The sequence below is a fragment of the Pantoea sp. Ae19-2 genome (assembly GCF_059801205.1).
Map to the genome: position 1 here is coordinate 316,597 of NZ_JBCHWE010000002.1, position 23,457 is coordinate 340,053.

Here is a 23,457-nt window from a genome sequence, read left to right on the forward strand (position 1 = left end):
GCTGCATGAGCCATTTCGCGGCGATCGCACCGCCTTTTTACAGCCATGTTCGCGCATTACAGAATCTCGCTCAGGAACTGGTCGCGCGCGGTCATCGGGTGACCTTTATTCAGCAATACGATATTAAACACTTGATCGATAGCGAAACCATTGGATTTCATTCCGTCGGGACAGACAGCCATCCCCCCGGCGCGTTAACGCGCGTGCTACACCTGGCGGCTCATCCTCTGGGGCCGTCAATGCTGAAGCTCATCAATGAAATGGCGCGCACCACCGATATGCTGTGCCGCGAACTCCCCCAGGCATTTAACGATCTGGCGATAGATGGCGTCATTGTTGATCAAATAGAACCGGCAGGCGCGCTCGTTGCTGAAGCACTGGGACTGCCGTTTATCTCTGTAGCCTGCGCGCTGCCTCTCAATCGTGAACCGGATATGCCCCTGGCGGTTATGCCTTTCGAATACGGGACCAGCGACGCGGCTCGCGAACGTTATGCCGCCAGTGAAAAAATTTATGACTGGCTAATGCGTCGTCATGACCGTGTCATTGCCGAACACAGCCACAGAATGGGCTTAGCCCCCCGGCAAAAGCTTCACCAGTGTTTTTCGCCACTGGCGCAAATCAGCCAGCTTGTTCCTGAACTGGATTTTCCCCGCAAAGCGTTACCGGCTTGTTTTCATGCCGTCGGGCCTTTGCGCGAAACGCACGCACCGTCAACGTCTTCATCCCGTTATTTTACATCCTCAGAAAAACCCCGGATCTTCGCCTCGCTGGGCACGCTTCAGGGACACCGTTATGGGCTGTTTAAAACGATAGTGAAAGCCTGTGAAGAAATTGACGGTCAGCTCCTGTTAGCCCACTGTGGTCGTCTTACGGACTCTCAGAGTGAAGAACTGGCGCGAAGCCGTCATACACAGGTGGTGGATTTTGCCGATCAGTCAGCCGCGCTGTCACAGGCGCAGCTGGCGATCACCCACGGCGGAATGAATACGGTACTGGACGCGATTAATTACCGGACGCCCCTTTTAGCGCTTCCACTGGCCTTTGATCAGCCCGGCGTCGCGTCACGCATCGTTTATCACGGCATCGGCAAGCGTGCTTCCCGCTTTACCACCAGCCATGCTTTGGCTCGTCAGATGCGTTCATTGCTGACCAACGTCGACTTTCAGCAGCGCATGGCGAAGATCCAGACCGCCCTTCGCTTGGCAGGGGGCACCATGGCCGCTGCCGATATCATTGAGCAGGTTATGCGCACCGGTCAGCCTGTCTTAAGTGGGAGCGGCTATGCAACCGCATTATGATCTGATTCTTGTGGGGGCTGGACTCGCGAATGGCCTTATCGCCCTGCGTCTTCAGCAGCAGCAACCTGATATGCGTATTTTGCTTATCGACGCCGCACCCCAGGCGGGCGGGAATCATACGTGGTCATTTCACCACGATGATTTGACTGAGAGCCAACATCGTTGGATAGCTTCGCTGGTGGTTCATCACTGGCCCGACTATCAGGTACGCTTTCCCACACGCCGTCGTAAGCTGAACAGCGGCTACTTCTGTATTACTTCTCAGCGTTTCGCTGAGGTTTTACAGCGACAGTTTGGCCCGCACTTGTGGATGGATACCGCGGTCGCAGAGGTTAATGCGGAATCTGTTCGGTTGAAAAAGGGTCAGGTTATCGGTGCCCGCGCGGTGATTGACGGGCGGGGTTATGCGGCAAACTCAGCACTGAGCGTGGGCTTCCAGGCGTTTATTGGCCAGGAATGGCGATTGAGCCACCCGCATGGTTTATCGTCTCCCATTATCATGGATGCCACGGTCGATCAGCAAAATGGTTATCGCTTCGTGTACAGCCTGCCACTCTCGCCGACCAGATTGTTAATTGAAGACACGCACTATATCGATAATGCAACATTAGATCCTGAACGCGCGCGGCAAAATATTTGCGACTATGCCGCGCAACAGGGTTGGCAGCTTCAGACACTGCTGCGTGAAGAACAGGGCGCCTTACCCATCACCCTGTCGGGCAATGCCGACGCATTCTGGCAGCAGCGCCCCCTGGCCTGTAGTGGATTACGTGCCGGTCTGTTCCATCCTACCACCGGCTATTCACTGCCGCTGGCGGTTGCCGTGGCCGACCGCCTGAGCGCACTTGATGTCTTTACGTCGGCCTCAATTCACCAGGCCATTACGCATTTTGCCCGCGAGCGCTGGCAGCAGCAGCGCTTTTTCCGCATGCTGAATCGCATGCTGTTTTTAGCCGGACCCGCCGATTCACGCTGGCGGGTTATGCAGCGTTTTTATGGTTTACCTGAAGATTTAATTGCCCGTTTTTATGCGGGAAAACTCACGCTGACCGATCGGCTACGTATTCTGAGCGGCAAGCCGCCTGTTCCGGTATTAGCAGCATTGCAAGCCATTATGACGACTCATCGTTAAAGAGCGACTACATGAAACCAACTACGGTAATTGGTGCAGGCTTCGGTGGCCTGGCACTGGCAATTCGTCTACAGGCTGCGGGGATCCCCGTCTTACTGCTTGAACAACGCGATAAACCCGGCGGTCGGGCTTATGTCTACGAGGATCAGGGGTTTACCTTTGATGCAGGCCCGACGGTTATCACCGATCCCAGTGCCATTGAAGAACTGTTTGCACTGGCAGGAAAACAGTTAAAAGAGTATGTCGAACTGCTGCCGGTTACGCCGTTTTACCGCCTGTGTTGGGAGTCAGGGAAGGTCTTTAATTACGATAACGATCAAACCCGGCTCGAAGCGCAGATTCAGCAGTTTAATCCCCGCGATGTCGAAGGTTATCGTCAGTTTCTGGACTATTCACGCGCGGTGTTTAAAGAAGGCTATCTGAAGCTCGGTACTGTCCCTTTTTTATCGTTCAGAGACATGCTTCGCGCCGCACCTCAACTGGCGAAACTGCAGGCATGGAGAAGCGTTTACAGTAAGGTTGCCAGTTACATCGAAGATGAACATCTGCGCCAGGCGTTTTCTTTCCACTCGCTGTTGGTGGGCGGCAATCCCTTCGCCACCTCATCCATTTATACGTTGATACACGCGCTGGAGCGTGAGTGGGGCGTCTGGTTTCCGCGTGGCGGCACCGGCGCATTAGTTGAGGGGATGATAAAGCTGTTTCAGGATCTGGGTGGTGAAGTCGTGTTAAACGCCAGAGTCAGCCATATGGAAACGACAGGAAACAAGATTGAAGCCGTGCATTTAGAGGACGGTCGCAGGTTCCTGACGCAAGCCGTCGCGTCAAATGCAGATGTGGTTCATACCTATCGCGACCTGTTAAGCCAGCACCCTGCCGCGGTTAAGCAGTCCAACAAACTGCAGACTAAGCGTATGAGTAACTCTCTGTTTGTGCTCTATTTTGGTTTGAATCACCATCATGATCAGCTCGCGCATCACACGGTTTGTTTCGGCCCGCGTTACCGCGAACTGATTGACGAGATTTTTAATCACGATGGCCTCGCAGAGGACTTCTCACTTTATCTGCACGCGCCCTGTGTCACGGATTCGTCACTGGCGCCTGAAGGTTGCGGCAGTTACTATGTGTTGGCGCCGGTGCCGCATTTAGGCACCGCGAACCTCGACTGGACGGTTGAGGGGCCAAAACTACGCGACCGTATTTTTGAGTACCTTGAGCAGCATTACATGCCTGGCTTACGGAGTCAGCTGGTCACGCACCGGATGTTTACGCCGTTTGATTTTCGCGACCAGCTTAATGCCTATCAGGGCTCAGCCTTTTCTGTGGAGCCCGTTCTTACCCAGAGCGCCTGGTTTCGGCCGCATAACCGCGATAAAACCATTACTAATCTCTACCTGGTCGGCGCAGGCACGCATCCCGGCGCAGGCATTCCTGGCGTCATCGGCTCGGCAAAAGCGACAGCAGGTTTGATGCTGGAGGATCTGATTTGAATAATCCGTCGTTACTCAATCATGCGGTCGAAACGATGGCAGTTGGCTCGAAAAGTTTTGCGACAGCCTCAAAGTTATTTGATGCAAAAACCCGGCGCAGCGTACTGATGCTCTACGCCTGGTGCCGCCATTGTGACGATGTTATTGACGATCAGACGCTGGGCTTCCAGGCCCGGCAGCCTGCCTTACAAACGCCCGAACAACGTCTGATGCAACTTGAGATGAAAACGCGCCAGGCCTATGCAGGATCGCAGATGCACGAACCGGCGTTTGCGGCTTTTCAGGAAGTGGCTATGGCTCATGATATCGCCCCGGCTTACGCGTTTGATCATCTGGAAGGATTCGCCATGGATGTACGCGAAGCGCAATACAGCCAACTGGACGATACGCTGCGCTATTGCTATCACGTTGCAGGCGTTGTCGGCTTGATGATGGCGCAAATCATGGGCGTGCGGGATAACGCCACGCTGGACCGCGCCTGTGACCTTGGGCTGGCATTTCAGTTGACCAATATTGCTCGCGATATTGTGGACGATGCGCATGCGGGCCGCTGTTATCTGCCGGCAAGCTGGCTGGAGCATGAAGGTCTGAACAAAGAGAATTATGCGGCACCTGAAAACCGACAGGCGCTGAGCCGTATCGCCCGTCGTTTGGTGCAGGAAGCAGAACCTTACTATTTGTCTGCCACAGCGGGCCTGGCTGGGTTGCCCCTGCGTTCGGCCTGGGCAATCGCTACGGCGAAGCAGGTTTACCGGAAAATAGGTGTAAAAGTTGAACAGGCCGGTCAGCAAGCCTGGGATCAGCGGCAGTCAACGACCACGCCCGAAAAATTAACGCTGCTGCTGGCCGCCTCTGGTCAGGCCCTTACTTCCCGGATGCGGGCTCATCCTCCCCGCCCTGCGCATCTCTGGCAGCGCCCGCTCTAGCGCCATGTCTTTCCCGGAGCGTCGCCTGAAGTTTTGACAGGGGCGGCGCATAGAGGAAGCCAAAAGAAACACAACCTTCTTTGCCCCTGACGGCGTGATGCATACGGTGCGCCATATACAACCGTTTGAGGTAGCCCTTGCGTGGAATATAGCGGAATGGCCAACGTTGATGCACCAGCCCGTCGTGCACCATAAAATAGAGTAATCCATACGCCGTCATACCTGCGCCAATCCACTGGAGCGGCCACATTCCTGTACTGCCCAGATAAATCAGCAGGATCGATAATGCAGCAAAAACCACGGCATAAAGATCGTTAACTTCAAACGCACCTTTACGCGGTTCATGATGTGAAAGATGCCATCCCCAACCCCAGCCGTGCATGATGTATTTGTGTGCCAGTGCAGCAACCACTTCCATGCCAATCACGGTAACGAAAACGATCAGGGCATTCCAAATCCACAACATAATTTCTCCGGTAGAGACGTCTGGCAGCAGGCTTAAGGATTCAATTTTAACAGAGATTAGCCGATCTGGCGGCGGGAAGGGAAAAAGGCGCGCCAGAAAGGCGCGCCAGGGATCAGAAGTCGGCTTTCAGAACCACACGGTAGTTGGCTTTACCTGCACGAACATGGTCCAGTGCATCGTTGATTTTCGACATCGGGAAGTACTCCACTGTCGGCGCAATATCTGTACGGCCAGCCAGCTTCAGCAGTGAACGCAGCTGCGCAGGTGAACCGGTTGAAGAACCCGTCACGGCGCGGTCGCCTAAAATCAGGCTGAAAGCCGGCACGTCAAACGGCTTCAGTACGGCACCCACGGTATGGAACTTACCGCGAGGCGCCAGGGCCGCAAAGTAGGGTTGCCAGTCGAGATCGACGGCGACCGTGCTGATAATCAGGTCAAACTGGCCCGCCAGGCTTTTTAAAGCTTCCGGATCGCGGCTGTTCACCACATGATCGGCGCCCATGTCCAGAATAGCCTGCTTCTTATTGGCCGAAGAACTGAACGCCGTCACTTCTGCGCCCATCGCGTGCAGAATCTTAATGGCGATGTGGCCCAGACCACCAATACCGATCACGCCGACGCGGCTCATCGCGGTAATGTTATGCATAAGTAAGGGTTTAAAGACGGTAATCCCACCACACAGCAGAGGGCCGGCCGTGGCCGCATCCAGCTTTTCAGGTAATGGGATAACCCACTGCCAGTTGGCGCGCAGTTTGTCAGCAAAGCCACCATTGTTGCCAATTGTGGTTGTGGTGCCATTGGCGCAGTTGACGTGATCGCCGCTGATGCAGGGATCGCAATGCTGGCAGCTCTTGGCTGTCCAGCCGATGCCCACGCGCTGTCCCACTTTTAGGCCTTTCGTTTTGGCACTTTCGCCAAGCGCAGCCACGCGTCCAATCACTTCATGACCGGCAACAACGGGATACGCGGAAATTCCCCATTCGTTATCGATCATCGACAGATCTGAGTGGCATACGCCGCAGTATTCAACTTCAACTTCTACATCTTCAGCGTCTAACGGGCCGGGATCATAGTCGTAACGCTCCAGTGCTTGTCCCGCCTGCATGGCTGCGTAACTCTTAATTGTCATTCTGTACCTCATTTAACGCGTTGTTTTGGCGGTCAGCGTATTTGCAACTGTCACGAACTGACCGCCGCCAAGATGATGTAAAGTGTGTAGCGCTGAGTTGCTGTCATCGAAATGCCAGCGACCGTCGTAAAAAACCCGATTGTCTGCCGCAGCGGTGACCACTTCACCAAACAGCGTGTCGTACGCCTGCTGCGCTTCGGTTTCAGGTAACAGACGGCATTCCATCCACGCTACACAACTCTTCTCCAACAGAGGCACACCGAAGTGTTGACTCTCGCTGGCCTGAATATCAAAAGCCGCAAATTTATCCTGGTCGCGCCCGGTCGTGCTGCCAACGGCATAAGCCAGATCGACAAATTGCGCGGCAGGGACACAAATACCAAATGCACCACTGGCTTCAATCAGCTCACGTGACCAGGTCGATTTATCCACAATAATCGCTACCCGCGGCGGCGAAAATTCGACGGGAACGGACCAGGCTGCGGCCATGATGTTGCGACGCTGTGACTGACTATCCCGACTGGTTATTAATATAGTCGGTCCGTGGTTCAGCAAACGGCTTGCGTGTTCCAGCGCGACAGGACGAAAGTGCGACATTCGAAAATCCTTAATGACTGGGTCAGGCAATATAACGCCAGTACACCCGGTTTGCAGGTTGATGAACCCGGTACTCTAGCGGTTTTTATCTCAGATGAACTTGCCGCTTTGTGCCTTAGCTTGACAAAATAGTGTTTAATATCATGATTTAACAATCTTGAAATTTTAAACAGGTTGCACGACAAGCGGAACCGCTGAAGGGATAATTTTAGTTCGGTTTGGTATGAAAGATGAGAAATAAGACTAATCCTTATCAGTCTGCATTCACGACTGCTGGCAGGAGCACCTGGCAGAATAAGCGTAAGTTTGTCACAGTCAGTGAAGCAGAATTTTAACCATCGTAACGGGAGTTGCTATGAACAATGACAAGCTACAGGCTGAACCTCTTGTCTGGGGACAAGGTCCACAGGTGTTTGAGGTTTTTATCGAACCCACCTGCCCTTTCTCTGTACGCGCGTTTAACAAATTCGATGCGCTGTTAGAGCAGGTTGGTGAAGATAAAATGACACTCAAAATTCATCTTCAGTCGCAGCCCTGGCACATGTACTCTGGCGTAATCGTGCGCTACATCCTCGCGGCATCGGTAGAAAGCAAAGCGGCGGCTAAAGCGGTTCTGCAGGCCGTTGCCGATCATCGGGAAGCCTTTGAGTTTACAGACCATTGTCGTGGTCCAAACCGAGATGTTACGCCTAATCAGCTTCTCGCCAGACTCAGAGAGTACAGCGGCGTCGATGCTTATGCGGCATTCGACCGGCCTGATTTGCAAAACCTGATCAAATGGCACTGTAAATATGCCCGCCAGAACGGTATTCATGTTTCACCCACCTTTATGATTAATGGCCTGGTGCAGCCCGATATCGGCAGTGGTGATACGGTTGATGAGTGGGCAAAACGTATTCTGGCCTGACAGACTTGCTGCCCAAAAGCAGCCATTCAGGCCCTGCTGTAAAAGGACTTAATATGACGATGACACTTGAACAGATTAAAACGAAATACCCTGACGCGCTGGCCTGGTCGTTTGGCGATTCACCCGATCTGGCCAATGAACTGGCCACGTTGGTCCTTACCGGCAAAAAAATCGCCACCTGCAGTTCTCTGCAAGGCTGGTATGAAGATGACGTGAAACCGCAACCCGGCGGCTATAGCATCATCTTAAACGGCGCGGATAATCCGGTTTGCGTCATCAGGACGACGGGACTGTTTGTGACACGCTTCGATCGCGTTACGCCGGAGATGGCCATGATGGAAGGCGAAGGTGACCTGAGCCTTGAGTACTGGCAGCGTGAACATCAACGCTTTTTTCAGCGTAACGGGGGTTTCAGTGCTGAAATGGAACTGATATTTGAGACCTTTCAGCTTATTGAAGTCATCTGAATCAGCCGTTAATCCGCACGCTATCCGGATTAACGGCCTAAATCACGCAGTGCATACCAAAATCAGCCCTGCTCACTCAGTACAGGATCCAGTAGCGAAGTGCCATAGGAGTTATCCACGGTGCAGCGCCACTGGTTATCGCTTTCCAGGCGAAATACATAGGTGGCCCGGCGGGTGCTTTCTACGGACTGTCCCTGCCCATCGGGATAGCGCAGCACAGTTTCCATAATCACCAGCGCGGTGCCTGCGCCCTCAATGACCTCCATCCTGCCCTGCTCTACCACCAGCTGATGCTGAAAATAATTTGCAATCGCTTCAAAGGCGCGACGAATGGCTACGCGACCCGTAACGGTCATTCCGGGCTTCACAACCAGGCTGGCATCGGCAGCATAGTGTTTCATCAGGGCATCATAATTACCGGCTGATATCGCCCGGTCGCATAACCTGACAACCTCTAAAACGGGATGGTCATTCATCAGCTCTTCCTCACACATAGCGGGTGTGCTAAGTATATCGCCATCAATGTTAAAAAGGAGTTATGTATGTTTAGCCATATGGTTGTTGGTACGGATAATATTGAGCAAGCTAAAAAATTCTACGATGCTGTTTTTGCTGTGATCCGTTGCGAAGATCAGGGCATTGATGCCCTGGGTCGCCCTTTTTACGTTAAAAATCACCAGCGTTTTATTATCACTCAGCCCATTAATGGCCAGCCCGCGACCTTTGCCAACGGGGGTACCATTGGCTTTACCATGGCCTCCTCTGAAGACGTTTTCAACTGGTATCAAAAAGGTCTCGAAAACGGCGGCTCTTCGGCTGAAACACCGCCTCATGTCAGAGAAACGGATGGAAGATGCGTCGCCTATCTGCGGGATCCAACCGGCAATAAGCTGTGTGCTTTTTATAATCCGGCATAATTTTTTAACGAATTTGGTGTGCGCCTTGAAGCGCTCCCACAAGCCGGTGGCGGATGGAGATTAACCTGACAGGGTTTCTGCCTGCGCTTCTACCGATTGCCCTTTCTCCCGGCGCGAGTTTCACGCTGGCGATGAACAGCGCGCTTACGGCTGGCCGCAGGGGGCTGGTGAAAACGCTGCTTGGTACCGCGCTGGGTATTTATACGCATGCTTTGCTGATCGGTCTGGGCCTGTCGACAGCGCTGGTTGCGTCCCCCGCGCTGTTTGCCCTGTTAAAAATAGCTGGCGTACTTTACCTGTTCTGGCTGGGCGGCCTTTTATTTATCACTGGCGTCAGGACCACGGCATTCGTGCTGAAGACAACGGGTAGCGCAATTACCGTTAAAGGTGCGTGGCTGGCTAATGTCGCTAACCCCAAAGCTATCCTGTTTTACCTGACGGTGGTTTCACAGTTTGTTGGCGACAGGGCCGGTATTGATGCCTTTCTGACGCTGGCAACAGTGCACATTGTCGTGATGAGCCTGTGGTTAGCGCTCTTCAGCCAGGCGCTGGTCTTCTCGGCGCAAAAAATCAATCCTGTCGCGCTGAAACGCTACGTCAATATCGGTGGTGGATTACTGCTTATCGGCATTGTCGTACGCACTCTTATCGCCTGACAGGTCTTTCGCCACCGACTCTCATACTTAAACAAGGAATACGGGAAAAATGATGGCACCTGTTCAGCACTGGCATAACGGCGAGTATGCCGTGACGACGGATAAGTCGCAGATGGATATCGGGGCAATACACCGTTATCTCACCCGTTCAAGTTGGGCAGCGGGAATTGATTACGCCACGGTCGCGCGGTCAATTGAAAACAGCCTGAATTTTGGGCTTTTTCATCATCAGCAGCAGATTGGCTTTGCGCGATTCATTACTGATTACGCGACCTTCGCGTACCTGTGCGATGTCTATGTACTTGAAGAATGCCAGGGCAAAGGACTGGGCGGATGGCTGATCGAATGCTGTCAGTCACATCCCGTGGTTAACACATTGCGCCGGCTGTTGCTCTTCACCTCAACCGCGCCCTGGTTATATCAAAAATTTGGCTACCAGCCGGTAAACAAACCCGACTATGCCTGGACAATCACCCGGCCCGATATTTATCAGGCCAACCGCGATGCCCAGACGTAATCAGCCGCCTGTATTACCGATCTGCAATAATCGCCAGCCGCTGGCAGCCACGCGCCTCCAGGGCCAACGCGGCCTGAGCAGCACGCATGCCGCTGGCACAGACCAGAACAATGCGTTTATCCGCGGGCGGCTGCCAGCCGGCAATGTGCTGTGGCAATATCCGCTGTGCATACTGGCTGACACTGACAGGTGCTTCCTCTGTCCCCCGTAGATCCACCACGCAGTCATCGGGGGTCAGCAAAGCAGGATCGATAAACGGGATGCCGGCCTTTTCGGGCTCAGGCGCATTATCGAACCGGAACTGACGCAGTTGCCATGAGACAAAATCACAGTTGATCATACAGCCCAGTGGTGAGGGCGAAAGGTGCAGCAGAATGCTGAGCGCCATCTGCGCCTGTAAGGCGCCAAGGGTGGCAACCGCCGGTCCCAGCACGCCTGCAGTGTTGCAGTTACCTGAGGCTTTGGGTAATTGTGGGAACAGTGCGCGATAGCTGGGCGCGCCGCCGCAAAAACTGCCTGCATAACCCTGTCGCCCCAGCACCGAAGCGCAAACCAGCGGTAGGTTACGGGCAAAGCAGCTGTCGGAAAGCAGATAAGTCACCGCGAAGTTATCCGCAGCGTCGATAACCAAATCAATATCCACCAGTGCTTCTTCAATACGACTTGCCTGTAACGCTACGGGATGTGCTTCAACCACCGTATCAGGATTACGCTGTGCCAGCGCACGTTGGGCGCAAAACACCTTCGGCTCGCCAATATCGGCAGTCGTAAATAGCGTCTGACGATGCAGGTTATGCAGCGCCACGACGTCGTCGTCATAGAGCCGGATATAACCGATGCCAGCGCCCGCCAGGAGCGGTAATAACGTGGAAGCCAGTCCACCCGCGCCAACCACTAAGACGCGGGCAGCGGACAAAGCCTGCTGCCCCTGCTCGCCCACTTCTGGCAGCATTGTCTGTCGTTGATAACGTGCCATCTCTGCTCCTTAGCGAAATTGCGCCAGCCCGAAAACGGGCGTAGAGGCGGCAGCCATGTCGCGACGCTCCATCATGCCAGCCTGACGTGCCTGATATCCCGCTTCAATGGCGCGCGCAAATGCGTCAGCCATGCGAACCGGATCGCTGGATTTCGCCACGGCGGTATTCAACAGCACAGCATCAAACCCCAATTCCATCGCCTGAGCCGCCTGGCTCGGCGCACCGATCCCGGCATCAATAATCAGTGGAACGTCCTTAAACCAGGCACGCATCGTCCGTAATCCCTCGATATTGCGTAATCCCTGGCCTGAGCCGATAGGCGCCCCCCACGGCATCAGCACTTCACAGCCCGCGTCCAGCAGTTTCTCGCCCACAATCAGATCTTCTGTGGTGTAAGGGAAAACGTGGAAACCCTCTGCACACAAAATACGTGCTGCTTCGACGAGGGCAAAGGGATCGGGCTGTAAGGTATCGGCATGACCGATCACCTCAAGCTTGATCCAGGACGTGGCAAACAATTCCCGCGCCATATGCGCAGTCGTCACGGCTTCTTTCACCGTGTGGCAGCCTGCGGTATTGGGTAAAACGCGTTTATTTAAGGTTTTCAGGAGATCGCGAAAGGCTCCGCCCTGGCTTCCTTCACGACGCAGACTCACCGTAATAATCTCGGCGCCGGATGCGCCAACGGCCTGTTGCAGAATATCCGGCGAGGGATAACCTGCAGTACCCAGTAAAAAACGTGACTGTCCGCTAAAGTCATAAAACATCGTTAGCCTCCCTGCATCGGCGATAACACTTCAAGACGACAACCCGCCACAAGCGGCTCTGAGGAATAGCGCTCCCGGGGAACAAATTCGCCGTTCACGGCACTGGCGACACAGCCAGCATCGATATGTTGTTCCACGAGTAATTCAGCCAGCGTGCGGGCTTCGGTTTCAATAGCAAGGCCGTTCAGTTCTATTTTCATCGCACTCCCTCGGACGTCAGTTGTTGCATAAGCTTCTCGGCCATCATCGGGGCCAGCAGGAAGCCGTGACGGTACATGCCGTTAATGGAAAAAATGCCATTTTCATAACGCACTTCGGGCAGATTGTGGCGGTAAGCCGGACGCAGACCTGTGCCGCTTTCAATAATGCGTGCTTCGGCGAGGGCAGGATGGATGCTGTAGGCTGCGCTTAACAGTTCCATCATAGCGCGCGCGCTGATTGGGCTGTCATCCTGGCTTTCGACCATGGTCGCGCCCAGCATAAAATGCCCCTGAGCCCTGGGCACCAGATAACAGGGAAAACGCGGGTGCAGCAGGCGAACAGGACGGGAAAACGTTATTTCGTCGGTGTGGAGAATAACCATTTCACCGCGCACGGCACGCAATTCCGGTTGGGATTGCCGGGCATGAATACCCCGGCAATCGATAATTTTCCCGCTGGGTTTACCCGGGTGAAACCGGACACCCGCATTCAGTAAACGCGTTTGTAATTGTTGCATTGCCAGCCGGGGATCAAGATGACCTTCTGCGGCAAAGAACAAGCCACGGGCAAAACGGTCTTCCAGCGCAGGTTCAATCTCTGCTGGCGTCACCCACTGATGTGATGAGGTCATGTTAGCGAAACGCGTTAACTCAGCACTGTCGCGCGGGGGCGCAATCACCAGGGTACCCTGCTGTTCCACGCCGCTGACCCGGGCCGACCACCATGCCGCAGCATACTGACCCCAGTCAACGACCTGCTGTGGCGCACTTTCCGCTTCGCACCAGGGCGCCAGCATACCGCCAGCCCAGTGCGATGCCGCGCGGCAGTCCGGTAAGGTAATGATTTCGACAGGTTCACCCTGCTCCGCCAGTAGCGTGGCGATACACAATCCGGACACGCCGCTGCCGAGCACTGACCAGCGGCTCATTGCCAGCCAACCTGACAGGGTAACATCAGAAACAGGATTTTCACTTTGGCCTCTCTGTTAACAGTCAGAGACCCGTGATACAAGAAGGGAAAAAGCATGAGCCCGGCAAAAGCAGACTCTGCGGCAAGTATCTGCCTGTGGCAAAGATACCCGTCTTCCTACGCCAGTATCAACTGGGTCAGGTTCTAAGGGTCGCTAAGCCGCGCATTGCGCTATTAGCCTCTCAGTCTCTTTGGCGAGACTCCCCTGACGGGTTCTAGTTTTATTTTAAGCCGCGCCTTACGTCAAGGCTGATGCAGCAATTTGTCGTTAGCGACTAAGGCACATTCAGGTAACGCAGCAGAGCGGTCATACAGGCTGCGCCCAAAATGATGACGATCAGCGGCGCCCTGCGCCAGGCGAGAAAAATGGCAAACGACACGCCCAGCAGCCTTGCCATCCCGGCAAAATGCTGACCTTCGAACAACGTGGTGGTGGCTGCAACGGCCAGTAACAGTACCGTGGCCGCATCGGATAACACATTTTGCGTGCGCTCACTGACAGGCAACCGGTTACCCAGTTTGACGCCCGCATAACGAATGGCATAGGTTCCGGCAGACAGCAAGGCAATGCCTGCAATTATCATCGGATGATTCATTTGCGCGATCTCCACGTAAGCAGCCCTAACAACGAAAACAGAACAGGCATCCCTGCTGGAACAAATGGCGTGACCGCCAGCGACAGCACGGCGCCGGTAGCCGCAGGAATGCGGGTTCGGGGTTTGCGTAACGCCGGGAAGATGAGTGCGATAAGAATGGCGGGAAACACGGCATCCAGACCGATAACGGAAATATTCGGGATAAACTGGCCAATCGCGGCCCCGAGCATGACGGTGAACGGCCAGATCAATCCGATACCGATGCCGCACAGCCAAAACGCACTGCGGCGTTGAGCCAGCTGCGGCTGAGAGATGCCGAACACCACACTTTCATCGTTCATAATGTGACAGCCGAGCGCCCCCCGCCAGCCTCTGCCCACTAAGTCTTTAACCGCAATGCCAAAGGGAAGATGGCGGGCGTTGACCAGCAAACCTGCCGCGGCAGCGGTTAAAGGACTGCCACCGCCGGCAACGATGCCAATAAATAAGAATTCCGATGCGCCAGCCAGCACCAGCGTTGATAACGCCAGCGGTACCCAAAACGGAAAGCCATCAGCAGTGGCGAGCGACCCGTAAGACAGGCCGACAATGCCATCTGCGATACAGACCAGAAAAATTGCTTTTATAACGCCTTTATCCAGCGTGAATTTTTTTGCCAGCATCAACATCGAATCCCATAACGAACGATAAATCCATTATAATGAACATCGGATATGTATTACAAGACGAACGATACGTTCATTTTAACGAACAGGAAAAGTGATGAGCACGCCCATTGATATCATTGCCCGAGGTTTAGTAAGAGAACGCCAGCGTGCCGGCCTGACGCTGGCTGAAGTTGCTCGCCGGGCGGGGATTGCAAAATCGACCCTGTCTCAGCTTGAAGCCGGTAACGGCAATCCGGGTATTGAGACGTTGTGGTCGCTGTGTGTCGCGCTCAATATTCCATTTGCACGCCTGATGGAGCCGGAAACGAACCGGTTACAGGTTATTCGCCGCGGAGAAGGCCCCACGGTGGCTGCTGAGCAGGCTGATTACAAAGCCGTCTTACTGGCAACCTGTCCACCGGGCGCACGACGGGATATCTATCTTCTGCACATACAGCCCGGCAGCGAACGCTGCTCACAGCCGCATTCACCGAATACCATCGAACATTTAATTTTGACGCAAGGGCGCGCAGAGGTTGGGCCGGTTGATTCACCCGTTGAGCTTGAGGTAGGCGATTACATCAGCTACCCGGGCGACACTGAGCATATTTTTCGTGCGCTTGAGCCAGATACGCTGGCTGTGCTGGTCATGGAGCATGTGTGAAGGCAGGTTTCCCTGCCTTCGGTTAAATACAGACTTCCTGGGCTATTGCGGCGCTCTGGCTGAGGGAAGCCAGTGAGATAACACGATGCGCGCTTTTCTCCAGTAAGGCGAGATCGTGGCTGACCAGCAAAATGGCGCAGCGTTGCTGTGTTGCCAGTTCGCTAATCAACGCCAGCGTCTGCTGCTGAACGACAGGATCCAGGCGCGACGTCGGCTCATCCGCAAATAAAAACACAGGGTCCAGTAACATCACCCTGAGCAGTGAAAAGCGCTGAAGCTCGCCGCCTGACAAACCCGAAGCCGGACGGTTCAGCAACGCGTGCGCTAATCCCAGTTGTGCCATCAGTTCATCACGTCGCTTCACCGTGGCGTGGTGCAGCCGCAGCACATCATCGATAACCCTGACCATCGCGATGTCAGGTGGAAATATGGCTGAGGGATCCTGATAAAGTTTTTGATAACGTAACCTACTGGCAGCCCCTGGACGCACGATCTTGCCCGCATCGGGCATTATCAAACCGCATAGCGTATCCCCCAGGCTACTTTTACCGCAGCCGCTTTCGCCGTAAAGCCCCACGATTTCGCCGGCCCGGAAGATTAGCGAGGCATTGTGAAACAGTTGCTTCCCTGACCGTTTCAGATAAAGGCCCTCTGTCTGTAACACGATGGTTTCATCACAGGGTACTCGCGATCCTGGCGCCCAGGCCTCAGGATCGGCCGCCAACAGCAGTTGGGTGTAAGGCGCTTGTGGACGGTATAACACCTGCCCGGCGCTGCCCTGCTCAACGACTTTGCCTTTATGCATCACCATGACCTCACCACCTAACTGTCGGGCCAGTGCAATGTCGTGCGTGATCGTCAGCAAGGTTTCACCCTGAGACACCGCCGTATTTAACAGGTTACCCATTTCATCCCGCCGCGCGACGTCCAGCCCTTTAGTCGGCTCGTCTGCAATCAGCAGCGTCGCGCCCCCCGCGCGAGCAGCCGCGAAGCAAACCCGCTGGGCCATTCCCCCTGAAAGCTGCCAGGGAAAACGCGCAGAGGCGTGCGCAAGCCCCAGATGATTGAGTGCGTGTGCCGCGGCCTGTTGTGCATCCCTCCGGGCTAAACCCCGCACGTACCGGTAACCTTCCATGACCTGAGCGCTGACACGCATTGTTGGATCGAGCGCCAGCCCGGGTTCCTGGGGCAAAGACGCGATGCGATGCCCCCACAGAGCGCGAAGACGGGCCAGATCGGTTTGGAGATCATAACGTTGTCCGTCAATCTCAACCGTGCCTGTGGCACGGAGTCCTTCTGGTAACGCCCCCATGATGGCCTGGGCGAACAGACTTTTTCCCGATCCGGTTTCGCCCACCAGCGTCATGGGTTTGCCCGGCTGAATGACCATGCTCACGGGCTCGACGATGCAATCTTCGGCGTAAACGGCGACCTGTTTAATTACTATGCCCGTCATATCCGATCCTTATTCACTAATAAATTCATGCCAGTCAGTAACAAAAAAAGCACCAGCACGGGCTGGAGTAGAAGCCAGGGCGCTTCCCAGGCATAGGGAAAAAGTTCTGTCATCATCAGCCCCAGTTCTGGTGTCGGAGGGCGAACCCCCACGCTGATGAATCCCAATGCGGACACCGCCATAACGGCACTGCTAAACGCATAGACCGTTAACGTCAGCAACAAGGGCGCCATGGCTGGCCATAAGTGTCTGCGAAACAGATAGCGTATCGAGAAACCAAGCAGTGAAGAGGACTGGACGGCGGGAGACATAACAACGGGTCGCAGGGTGGCTCGCGTCACGCGGAAAAACTCGACCCACAGCACCAGTGAAATCCCCAGCCACAACATTTCTGGCGAGTCAGGTGAGATAGCCGCTAACAACAGCACCAGCAGCAGACCGGGAAGCGCAAGGCACATATCCGCTAATGCGTTGCACACCTTGTCCACCCAACCGCCGCGCCAGGCACTCATGATCCCCGCCAGCGTGCCCATTATCAGTGCCGTCATAACGCATATCGCTGCCAGGCCCAGTGATAACCTGAGTGCCGCACTCAACCGGGCCAGCATTGAGCGGCCAAGATGGTCATAGCCCAACCAGGCCTGCCCAGAGGGAAGCTGTAACATCTGCAACAGGTCCTGCTGCACAGGATCCCCAGCCCCGAATAGCGGCACCAGCCAGGCAAACGCGAGCAACGCCAGAATAATTGCCAGACCTGTTTTTTGACGAAAGGTCATATGCGTTTCCCCCTTGGATCCAACACATAGCACAAACCATCGACCAGCATGTTCAGGGTGACAAACGTCAACCCCAGTACCATTGCGCTGGCCTGTATCACGGGCACGTCCCGGGCAAAAATCGCATGGACCAGCGCATGGCCAATGCCTGGCCAGGCAAACAGCGTTTCCACCACCACCACGCCTTCCACCAGCCAGACGAACTGCATGCCGAGCCAGGTCACGACCGGAACGCTGAGATTACGCAGGGCGTGACGCCAGAAAAGACGCGGTTGAGAGAGACCCTTTTGTGCCCCCCAGCGATACCAGCTGGCCGTTACAGCCTGGAACGTCGCCTCACGTACGACCCGAGCGCCCACGGCACTTAGCGGCAGCGCCAGCGTCACTGACGGCAGGATGAAATGTCGCCAGTTCCCCTGCCCGGCACTGGGCAGCCAGTCCAGACGCAGCGCAAACAAAACGATAAGCAGCAGGCCAAGAGCAAAATGCGGAACCGATTTGAGAATGGCGGCAGCGCCGTTAATGGCCCGGTCCAGGAAACGGCCGGGATGACAGCCTGCCCAAATCCCGAGTGGAATAATCAGCAGCAGGGTCAGTAACAGAGAAAAGCCGGCAAGGGCGAACGTTTGTTTCAATTGCCAGACCAGTTCGCCACTGACAGGCTCACCTGATACCAGTGAACGGCCAAAGTTGAAGCGCAGCAGATCCCACATCCACTGCCCCAGCGCACTTCCCTGGGCGGTCATATCCGCCAGTTGCTGTTTTACCTGGGCTACCGCTGCCAGATCGACCCGATCATAACCATAACGTCCCGATGCGATACGCCAGGCCATATCACCCGGTAATGCCTGTACCAGAACAAACGTTAAGATCCCGACCGCGAGAATGACGAAGGCGGCCTGGCAAAGGCGCCAGCTGAGTTGTTTAAGCATCATTTCACCCATTGCATATCACGCAGGCCAAAATGGCGTTCAAACGGATCCAGCGTGACCGAGGTGAGGCTGGCATTAACTGCCGCCGACTGCTGATACCAGGCGATGGGAATAACCGGCAAATCGCGCTGGAAAGCCGTAGTAATGACCTCTCTGGCCTTTTGTCGCACCGCAGGATCATGACTCTGCGATAGCGTACCGAGCGCCTCGTTGAAGGCCTTGTCGTGCCAGTTCATTGCTCCCCAGTCACCGCCTTGAGGGCCATAATCCTGAAGCAGCGTACCGGTGGGATCGGGCGTTAAGGCAAAATTACGGGCGAAAAGCGCCATCTGCAGGCTCCCGTCGTGATGACGAGCGGGGATTTCACTGGAGTTAGTTGAATTAATGACGACATCGATTCCAATCTGACGCAGCTGCTGTTGGATCACCATCGCGATGAGCGGCAGTTCAGGACGGTCCGGATAGGTCAGCAGCGTGAGCGTAAAACGCTGTCCATTACGGATCAGTATCCCATCCTGACCGGCTTTCCAGCCTGACTGCGTAAGCAATGCTGTTGCACGCTGTGGTGAGTAATCCAGCGTGGGCAATGCCGGATTGTGCCACTCGGCCATCGAAGGCGGGAACATCTGTGTCGCCGCCCCCGGATAGCGCAAAACCGCATTAGCAAGCGCACTCCGGTTAATCGCCAGGCTTAACGCCTCGCGCGTGGTGTGGTCGCTGAGAAAGGGATGTGCCAGATTCAGTTTGAGCATCACCGTTCGTGGAACGGAAACGGTAAGCAGCTGCAGAGATCTTTTATGTGACAGGCGCTGCCGACTGGCGGCATCAAGGTTAAAAACATAATCGGCGTCTCCGCTTTCAGCCAGCAGTGCGCGTGTTTCAGCGCGTCCCGCAGATAAAAATTCAGCGCCAGCGATGGCCGGTTTTTCGCCCCAGTAACCCTCAAATCGCTTTACGCTCAGCGCCTGAGGCGGCTGGAAACTTACCAGCTGAAACGGACCGCTGCCAATGATCCACGTGACAGCGTTCGTGCTATCCCATGATGCCAGCGCCAGAATTTGTGAACGACTTTCTGCCAGCACCGCCAGTAGCGGTGTAAAAGGTTCACTGAGTGTGATGGTGACCTGTCGATCTTCACCCACAATCGACGTTATCGGTGCCTTATCCAGCAAGCCCGGCTTACCGCGGGCGATGTTAAGTGATTTCACCACGCTTTCAGCAGTAACAGGGGAACCGTCGTGAAAATGGGCGCCTGGACGCAGTGTAAAGCGCCATTGCAGACCATCCGGAGAAGCCTGCCAGCTCTCAGCCAGCGCTGGAACAGGGGCTCCTTTAGCATCCGTCTCCACCAGCGTTTCCACCACATCCATGCGGAGTAAAATATCACCCGAAAGAGCGGGATCGGCACCCTTAATTTCAAATGGGGCGGCAATACGGACCGGTTTTGTTTCGGCAGCACCGGCACTCAATGAGGCAAATAACAGGCACGCAAGCGTGCTGTGAAGGAGGTGCTTAAGTTGTTTCATAATATGTCTTTTAACCACATAATGTTACCCAGAAATATTATGTTATAACATATCAACCCAAAGCAAAACCCATCTGAACATGTCGAGTCGAAAACGGGATAGTCACTCAGCAGTTTCACGATCCTGTGTTTTGCTATTCCTGACAAACAGTGTTGAAAATCACCGCCATTTTGTTATGTTATAACATATTAAATGACACTGATTTTAAGGATCTCTCATGGCGCTTCATTCCTTACCGGACTCACCCGATCCCCGCTTGCCTGTTTCTGTACTGTCAGGATTTCTCGGCGCAGGTAAAACGACACTGCTAAATCACATTCTTAATAATCGCGAGGGTCGACGCATTGCAGTGATTGTTAACGATATGTCTGAAGTCAACATTGATGCGGCGTTGGTGCGTAATGGCGGAGCTGAACTCTCTCGTACCGACGAAAAGCTGGTGGAAATGAGCAATGGCTGCATATGCTGCACCCTTCGTGAAGACCTGTTACTGGAGGTCAAACGGCTGGCGCAGGAAGGCCGCTTTGATCATCTTGTCATAGAATCGACCGGCATCTCTGAGCCGCTTCCGGTTGCAGAAACCTTCACCTTCGCCGATGAGGACGGGGAGAGTTTATCCACTATTGCGCGGTTAGATACCATGGTCACCGTCGTAGATGGGTATAACTTCCTTCAGGATTACCGTTCGGTCGACTCGCTTCAGGCACGAGGAGAATCTCTTGGGGCAGAAGATGAGCGATCTGTCGTCGATCTTCTGGTCGATCAAATCGAATTCTGTGATGTGCTGGTGGTTAATAAGACTGACCTCATCACGGAGGATGAGCAACGGACGCTTAAAGCGATGCTACATTCGCTGAATCCACGAGCGCGTATCATCACCAGCCACTTTGGTAACGTTCCCCTTGATCAGGTACTGGATACCGGTCTGTTTGACTTTGATCAGGCTGCACAGGCACCGGGTTGGCTGAAAGAGCTGCGCGGCGAGCATCAGCCTGAAACAGAAGAGTATGGTATTCGCAGTTTTGTTTACCGTGCCAGGCGCCCTTTTCATCCAGAACGTTTCTGGCATGCTGTTAACCACCAGCTTGATGGCGTCATTCGCTCAAAAGGCTATTTCTGGCTGGCCAGCCGTCCGGAATATGCGGCGATGTGGTCACAGGCCGGTGCGGTCGCACAGCATGGTTATGCCGGGAGCTGGTGGGCCAGCATTCCGCGGGACAAATGGCCCAGAGACAGCGAGTCTCTGAATTTTATTGCTGAGAACTGGCTGGATGGGATTGGCGATGCCCGACAGGAACTGGTTTTTATCGGCATTGAAATGGATGAAGATCAGGTGCGCAGCGCGCTTGACGCTGCGCTGTTAACGCCGCTGGAAATGGCTCAGGGCCCCGAATACTGGGTAACGCTTCCGGATCCCATGCCGGGCTGGTTTGGTGATGCTGATTCCTGATCGTTATATCCTGATTGCATCCTCTGACTCGCAATAGAAAACCCGTTTGTCTGTTCTGCATGAAGGCTGAAAGTGATAAGAAACAGGCGCATTGACATGCGCCTGTTTTATTGTTGTTGTCGCCAGAAGCCAGAACGTGGATTACTGACGGTTTTTCCAAATCGTCTGCACATTACAGAACTCATGCACACCAAAATGTGACAGTTCGCGGCCATAGCCACTCTTTTTCACACCACCAATGGTGACGCGCGGATCTGAAGCGCCATTGCCATTAATAAACACAGCGCCCACTTCCAGCTCTTCGCTCATCCGGGCAGCCATATGCTCATCGCCTGTCCAGACGGTCGCGCTCAGCCCAAAGTCGCTGTTATTGGCGATTTCCAAGGCATGCTCCGCATCCCGGGCCACGGCAATCGCCGCTACCGGACCAAACAGCTCTTGCCGGAAGGCGGTCATTTCGCTGGTGACGTCTGAAAGGATGGTGGGGGCGTAATAGTTGCCCTGCCCTGCTATTTTCTCACCGCCTAACACCAACCGGGCACCCTCACGCAGGCTGGCTTGTACCTGCTGATCCAGCTCATCACGCAGATCGGCGCGGGCCATTGGGCCGATATAGGTGTCCTCATTCAAAGGATCGCCGATTTTAAGCGCTTTGACAGCCTCTACAAAACGGGCCTCAAATGCCTCTGCGATGGATGCCTCAATGATGAACCGTTTAGCCGCCATACAGACCTGTCCGGTATTCTGATAACGGCCTGTCACCGCAGATTTTATCGCTTCATCGAGGTCTGCATCAGCCAGCACGATGAAAGGATCTGATCCGCCCAGTTCCAGCACGGTCTTTTTCAACGCTGCGCCCGCCTGTGCTGCGATCGCTGCACCAGCCCGAACACTGCCTGTTACTGCGACTGCAGCAATACGATCATCTTTGATAGCGGTTGAGACACCTTCGTTATCAACGTTAATCAGATTAAAACCGCCCTTTGGCAGGTCGGTTGCATCAAATAACTCAGCCATCAGCGTTGCGCTTCCCATGACGTTGGGCGCGTGTTTAAGCAAATAGGTGTTACCCGCCAGCAGCATGCCTACGGCGCCGCGCAGAACCTGCCAGAAGGGGAAATTCCACGGCATGACGGCCAGTATCACGCCTATAGGGCGAAAGGACTGCCACGCATCAGGTACTTGTGATGGCTTGTCTTCCAGCATCGCAGGTCCAAATTCTGCATACCAGTCACACAGATTGGCGCATTTCAGGATCTCCGCTCTCGCCTGCGCCACGGGTTTACCCATCTCGAGGGTAATCATGCGTGTCAGTTCAGGCTCGCGTTCACGAAGCTTATGACCGAGCTGGCGAAGCACCGTTACGCGTGATGCCATGCTGCTTTTTCGCCATTTTTTAAACGCGGCCGCGCTGGTGCTTAATGCCTGTTCCAGTTCAGCTGTGTTCTGCATGGGATAGCAGGCAAGAATGTCGCCCGTGGTTGGATTACGTGACACGGCAAAGTCAGTCATGGTTTCGATCCTTTTCAGTAAGTGATGTTGTCACCATACGCCGGGATAATGCTGATGAAAAATGAATAATGCTGAGCAAGTTGTTTATAAAAAATGAAGTGCTCGCTTTGTCACGCCAGGTTTCGCTCAGGCGAACACCACGAGCAGCGCGTTACTATTTTGGCAGAACGGATCCGGACAGACGGCTGAATAACGTGAATGCCATATGTGTTTCAGGCAAGTTATCCACTTATACAGTGAATAGTTCCTATATAACGATCATAAAGAGATCCCTTATAGATCCAAAGAGATCCCCGATCGTCGCAGGCCGCACCACACAAGGGCTGAGAGGGGGTTTGCATTCACTGTAATCAGTAAAGTATTCACTGTAATCAGTACTTTATTCACTATACACAGTAGAATGTTCACTATAATCAGTGCTAATGTTCACTGTAATCAGAAAACGATCCTTTTCATCCACAGAATGAAGATCTTATCCA

26 protein-coding genes and 1 riboswitch are annotated in these 23,457 nt (G+C 54.3%); of the genes, 11 read left to right on the plus strand and 15 right to left on the minus strand.

The features are described from left to right. Positions 1-5: 5 nt before the first annotated feature. From AAIE03_RS22010 to crtB, 4 genes are read left to right on the plus strand one after another with little or no spacing between them, the layout of a single operon-like run. Positions 6-1,301, plus strand: a complete 1,296-nt coding sequence (locus AAIE03_RS22010; protein ID WP_498563214.1) for a glycosyltransferase — start codon at positions 6-8, stop codon at positions 1,299-1,301. Next, the gene (gene crtY / locus AAIE03_RS22015) at positions 1,285-2,433 is read left to right on the plus strand and encodes a lycopene beta-cyclase CrtY (RefSeq protein ID WP_019105892.1); all 1,149 of its coding nucleotides are present in this window, start codon (positions 1,285-1,287) and stop codon (positions 2,431-2,433) included. Before AAIE03_RS22010 ends, crtY begins: the two co-directional genes overlap by 17 nt. 11 nt (positions 2,434-2,444) lie before the next feature. Then, positions 2,445-3,923, plus strand: coding sequence for a phytoene desaturase (locus AAIE03_RS22020; protein ID WP_019105891.1), 1,479 nt, complete (start codon positions 2,445-2,447; stop codon positions 3,921-3,923). Continuing rightward, positions 3,920-4,849 (plus strand): 15-cis-phytoene synthase CrtB, encoded by a 930-nt coding sequence (crtB, locus tag AAIE03_RS22025; RefSeq protein WP_013027995.1) that lies wholly within the window; start codon positions 3,920-3,922, stop codon positions 4,847-4,849. Before AAIE03_RS22020 ends, crtB begins: the two co-directional genes overlap by 4 nt. On the opposite strand, the gene AAIE03_RS22030 is transcribed toward crtB, so the two are convergent. The 3 genes from AAIE03_RS22030 to AAIE03_RS22040 all read right to left on the minus strand — a co-directional run bounded on the left by AAIE03_RS22030 (position 4,788) and on the right by AAIE03_RS22040 (position 7,041). Beyond that, complete coding sequence (locus AAIE03_RS22030) at positions 4,788-5,315, minus strand: sterol desaturase family protein (protein ID WP_013027996.1); 528 nt, start codon at positions 5,313-5,315, stop codon at positions 4,788-4,790. The two genes, crtB and AAIE03_RS22030, sit on opposite strands and share 62 nt — an antisense overlap. A 112-nt stretch (positions 5,316-5,427) precedes the next feature. Beyond that, the gene (gene ahr, locus AAIE03_RS22035; RefSeq protein WP_014333258.1) at positions 5,428-6,444 is read right to left on the minus strand and encodes an NADPH-dependent aldehyde reductase Ahr; all 1,017 of its coding nucleotides are present in this window, start codon (positions 6,442-6,444) and stop codon (positions 5,428-5,430) included. 12 nt (positions 6,445-6,456) lie between these two features. After that, positions 6,457-7,041: a flavin reductase family protein gene (locus AAIE03_RS22040; protein ID WP_498563215.1), complete on the minus strand. Its 585-nt coding sequence runs from the start codon at positions 7,039-7,041 to the stop codon at positions 6,457-6,459. Positions 7,042-7,396: 355 nt separating this feature from the next. Here AAIE03_RS22040 and AAIE03_RS22045 point away from each other — a divergent pair, with 355 nt between their 5' ends. Continuing rightward, positions 7,397-7,948 carry a DsbA family protein gene (locus AAIE03_RS22045; protein WP_014598224.1) on the plus strand — a complete coding sequence of 184 codons (552 nt, stop codon included), beginning with the start codon at positions 7,397-7,399 and terminating at the stop codon, positions 7,946-7,948. A 53-nt stretch (positions 7,949-8,001) separates the two neighbouring features. Next, positions 8,002-8,415, plus strand: coding sequence for an ASCH domain-containing protein (locus AAIE03_RS22050; protein ID WP_019105889.1), 414 nt, complete (start codon positions 8,002-8,004; stop codon positions 8,413-8,415). 62 nt (positions 8,416-8,477) lie between these two features. Here the strand turns inward: AAIE03_RS22050 and AAIE03_RS22055 are convergent, their stop codons facing one another. After that, positions 8,478-8,891 (minus strand): YybH family protein, encoded by a 414-nt coding sequence (locus AAIE03_RS22055; protein WP_014333262.1) that lies wholly within the window; start codon positions 8,889-8,891, stop codon positions 8,478-8,480. Positions 8,892-8,957: 66 nt separating this feature from the next. On the opposite strand from AAIE03_RS22055, the gene AAIE03_RS22060 reads away from it, so the two are divergent. From AAIE03_RS22060 to AAIE03_RS22070, 3 genes are read left to right on the plus strand one after another with little or no spacing between them, the layout of a single operon-like run. Beyond that, the gene (locus tag AAIE03_RS22060) at positions 8,958-9,332 is read left to right on the plus strand and encodes a VOC family protein (protein ID WP_019105888.1); all 375 of its coding nucleotides are present in this window, start codon (positions 8,958-8,960) and stop codon (positions 9,330-9,332) included. A 53-nt stretch (positions 9,333-9,385) separates the two neighbouring features. After that, positions 9,386-9,988 carry a LysE family translocator gene (locus AAIE03_RS22065; protein WP_019105887.1) on the plus strand — a complete coding sequence of 201 codons (603 nt, stop codon included), beginning with the start codon at positions 9,386-9,388 and terminating at the stop codon, positions 9,986-9,988. Between the two features lie 49 nt (positions 9,989-10,037). Further along, positions 10,038-10,505, plus strand: a complete 468-nt coding sequence (locus AAIE03_RS22070; protein WP_019105886.1) for a GNAT family N-acetyltransferase — start codon at positions 10,038-10,040, stop codon at positions 10,503-10,505. A 13-nt stretch (positions 10,506-10,518) separates the two neighbouring features. Here AAIE03_RS22070 and AAIE03_RS22075 read toward each other — a convergent pair whose 3' ends face one another. The 6 genes from AAIE03_RS22075 to AAIE03_RS22100 form a co-directional block, all read right to left on the minus strand. Then, positions 10,519-11,481 carry a HesA/MoeB/ThiF family protein gene (locus AAIE03_RS22075; RefSeq protein ID WP_019105885.1) on the minus strand — a complete coding sequence of 321 codons (963 nt, stop codon included), beginning with the start codon at positions 11,479-11,481 and terminating at the stop codon, positions 10,519-10,521. Positions 11,482-11,490: 9 nt separating this feature from the next. Further along, positions 11,491-12,249, minus strand: coding sequence for a thiazole synthase (locus AAIE03_RS22080; protein ID WP_019105884.1), 759 nt, complete (start codon positions 12,247-12,249; stop codon positions 11,491-11,493). Between the two features lie 2 nt (positions 12,250-12,251). Next, complete coding sequence (thiS, locus tag AAIE03_RS22085) at positions 12,252-12,449, minus strand: sulfur carrier protein ThiS (RefSeq protein WP_013028008.1); 198 nt, start codon at positions 12,447-12,449, stop codon at positions 12,252-12,254. After that, positions 12,446-13,378, minus strand: coding sequence for an FAD-dependent oxidoreductase (locus AAIE03_RS22090; protein ID WP_013028009.1), 933 nt, complete (start codon positions 13,376-13,378; stop codon positions 12,446-12,448). Before AAIE03_RS22090 ends, thiS begins: the two co-directional genes overlap by 4 nt. 138 nt (positions 13,379-13,516) lie before the next feature. Beyond that, a riboswitch (TPP riboswitch) is annotated at positions 13,517-13,636 on the minus strand. Positions 13,637-13,694: 58 nt separating this feature from the next. Further along, entirely contained in the window at positions 13,695-14,015 is a 321-nt protein-coding gene (locus AAIE03_RS22095) for an AzlD domain-containing protein (protein WP_019105883.1), read from the minus strand. Further along, a complete protein-coding gene (locus AAIE03_RS22100; protein ID WP_013028011.1) occupies positions 14,012-14,683 on the minus strand; it encodes an AzlC family ABC transporter permease in 672 nt (223 codons plus the stop codon). Before AAIE03_RS22100 ends, AAIE03_RS22095 begins: the two co-directional genes overlap by 4 nt. A 94-nt stretch (positions 14,684-14,777) precedes the next feature. Here AAIE03_RS22100 and AAIE03_RS22105 point away from each other — a divergent pair, with 94 nt between their 5' ends. Then, entirely contained in the window at positions 14,778-15,326 is a 549-nt protein-coding gene (locus AAIE03_RS22105) for a helix-turn-helix domain-containing protein (protein ID WP_014604694.1), read from the plus strand. 22 nt (positions 15,327-15,348) lie between these two features. Here AAIE03_RS22105 and AAIE03_RS22110 read toward each other — a convergent pair whose 3' ends face one another. From AAIE03_RS22110 to AAIE03_RS22125, 4 genes are read right to left on the minus strand one after another with little or no spacing between them, the layout of a single operon-like run. Then, positions 15,349-16,782, minus strand: coding sequence for an ABC transporter ATP-binding protein (locus AAIE03_RS22110; protein ID WP_019105882.1), 1,434 nt, complete (start codon positions 16,780-16,782; stop codon positions 15,349-15,351). Next, complete coding sequence (locus AAIE03_RS22115) at positions 16,779-17,558, minus strand: ABC transporter permease (protein ID WP_019105881.1); 780 nt, start codon at positions 17,556-17,558, stop codon at positions 16,779-16,781. The genes AAIE03_RS22110 and AAIE03_RS22115 overlap by 4 nt, the downstream gene beginning before the upstream one ends. Next, entirely contained in the window at positions 17,555-18,490 is a 936-nt protein-coding gene (locus AAIE03_RS22120) for an ABC transporter permease (protein WP_014598212.1), read from the minus strand. Before AAIE03_RS22120 ends, AAIE03_RS22115 begins: the two co-directional genes overlap by 4 nt. Continuing rightward, the gene (locus tag AAIE03_RS22125; RefSeq protein ID WP_019105879.1) at positions 18,490-20,016 is read right to left on the minus strand and encodes an ABC transporter substrate-binding protein; all 1,527 of its coding nucleotides are present in this window, start codon (positions 20,014-20,016) and stop codon (positions 18,490-18,492) included. Before AAIE03_RS22125 ends, AAIE03_RS22120 begins: the two co-directional genes overlap by 1 nt. 217 nt (positions 20,017-20,233) lie before the next feature. Here AAIE03_RS22125 and zigA point away from each other — a divergent pair, with 217 nt between their 5' ends. After that, the gene (zigA, locus tag AAIE03_RS22130) at positions 20,234-21,466 is read left to right on the plus strand and encodes a zinc metallochaperone GTPase ZigA (RefSeq protein ID WP_013028017.1); all 1,233 of its coding nucleotides are present in this window, start codon (positions 20,234-20,236) and stop codon (positions 21,464-21,466) included. Between the two features lie 141 nt (positions 21,467-21,607). Here the strand turns inward: zigA and AAIE03_RS22135 are convergent, their stop codons facing one another. Further along, positions 21,608-22,978, minus strand: a complete 1,371-nt coding sequence (locus AAIE03_RS22135) for an aldehyde dehydrogenase family protein (protein WP_498563216.1) — start codon at positions 22,976-22,978, stop codon at positions 21,608-21,610. Between the last annotated feature and the right edge of the window lie 479 nt (positions 22,979-23,457).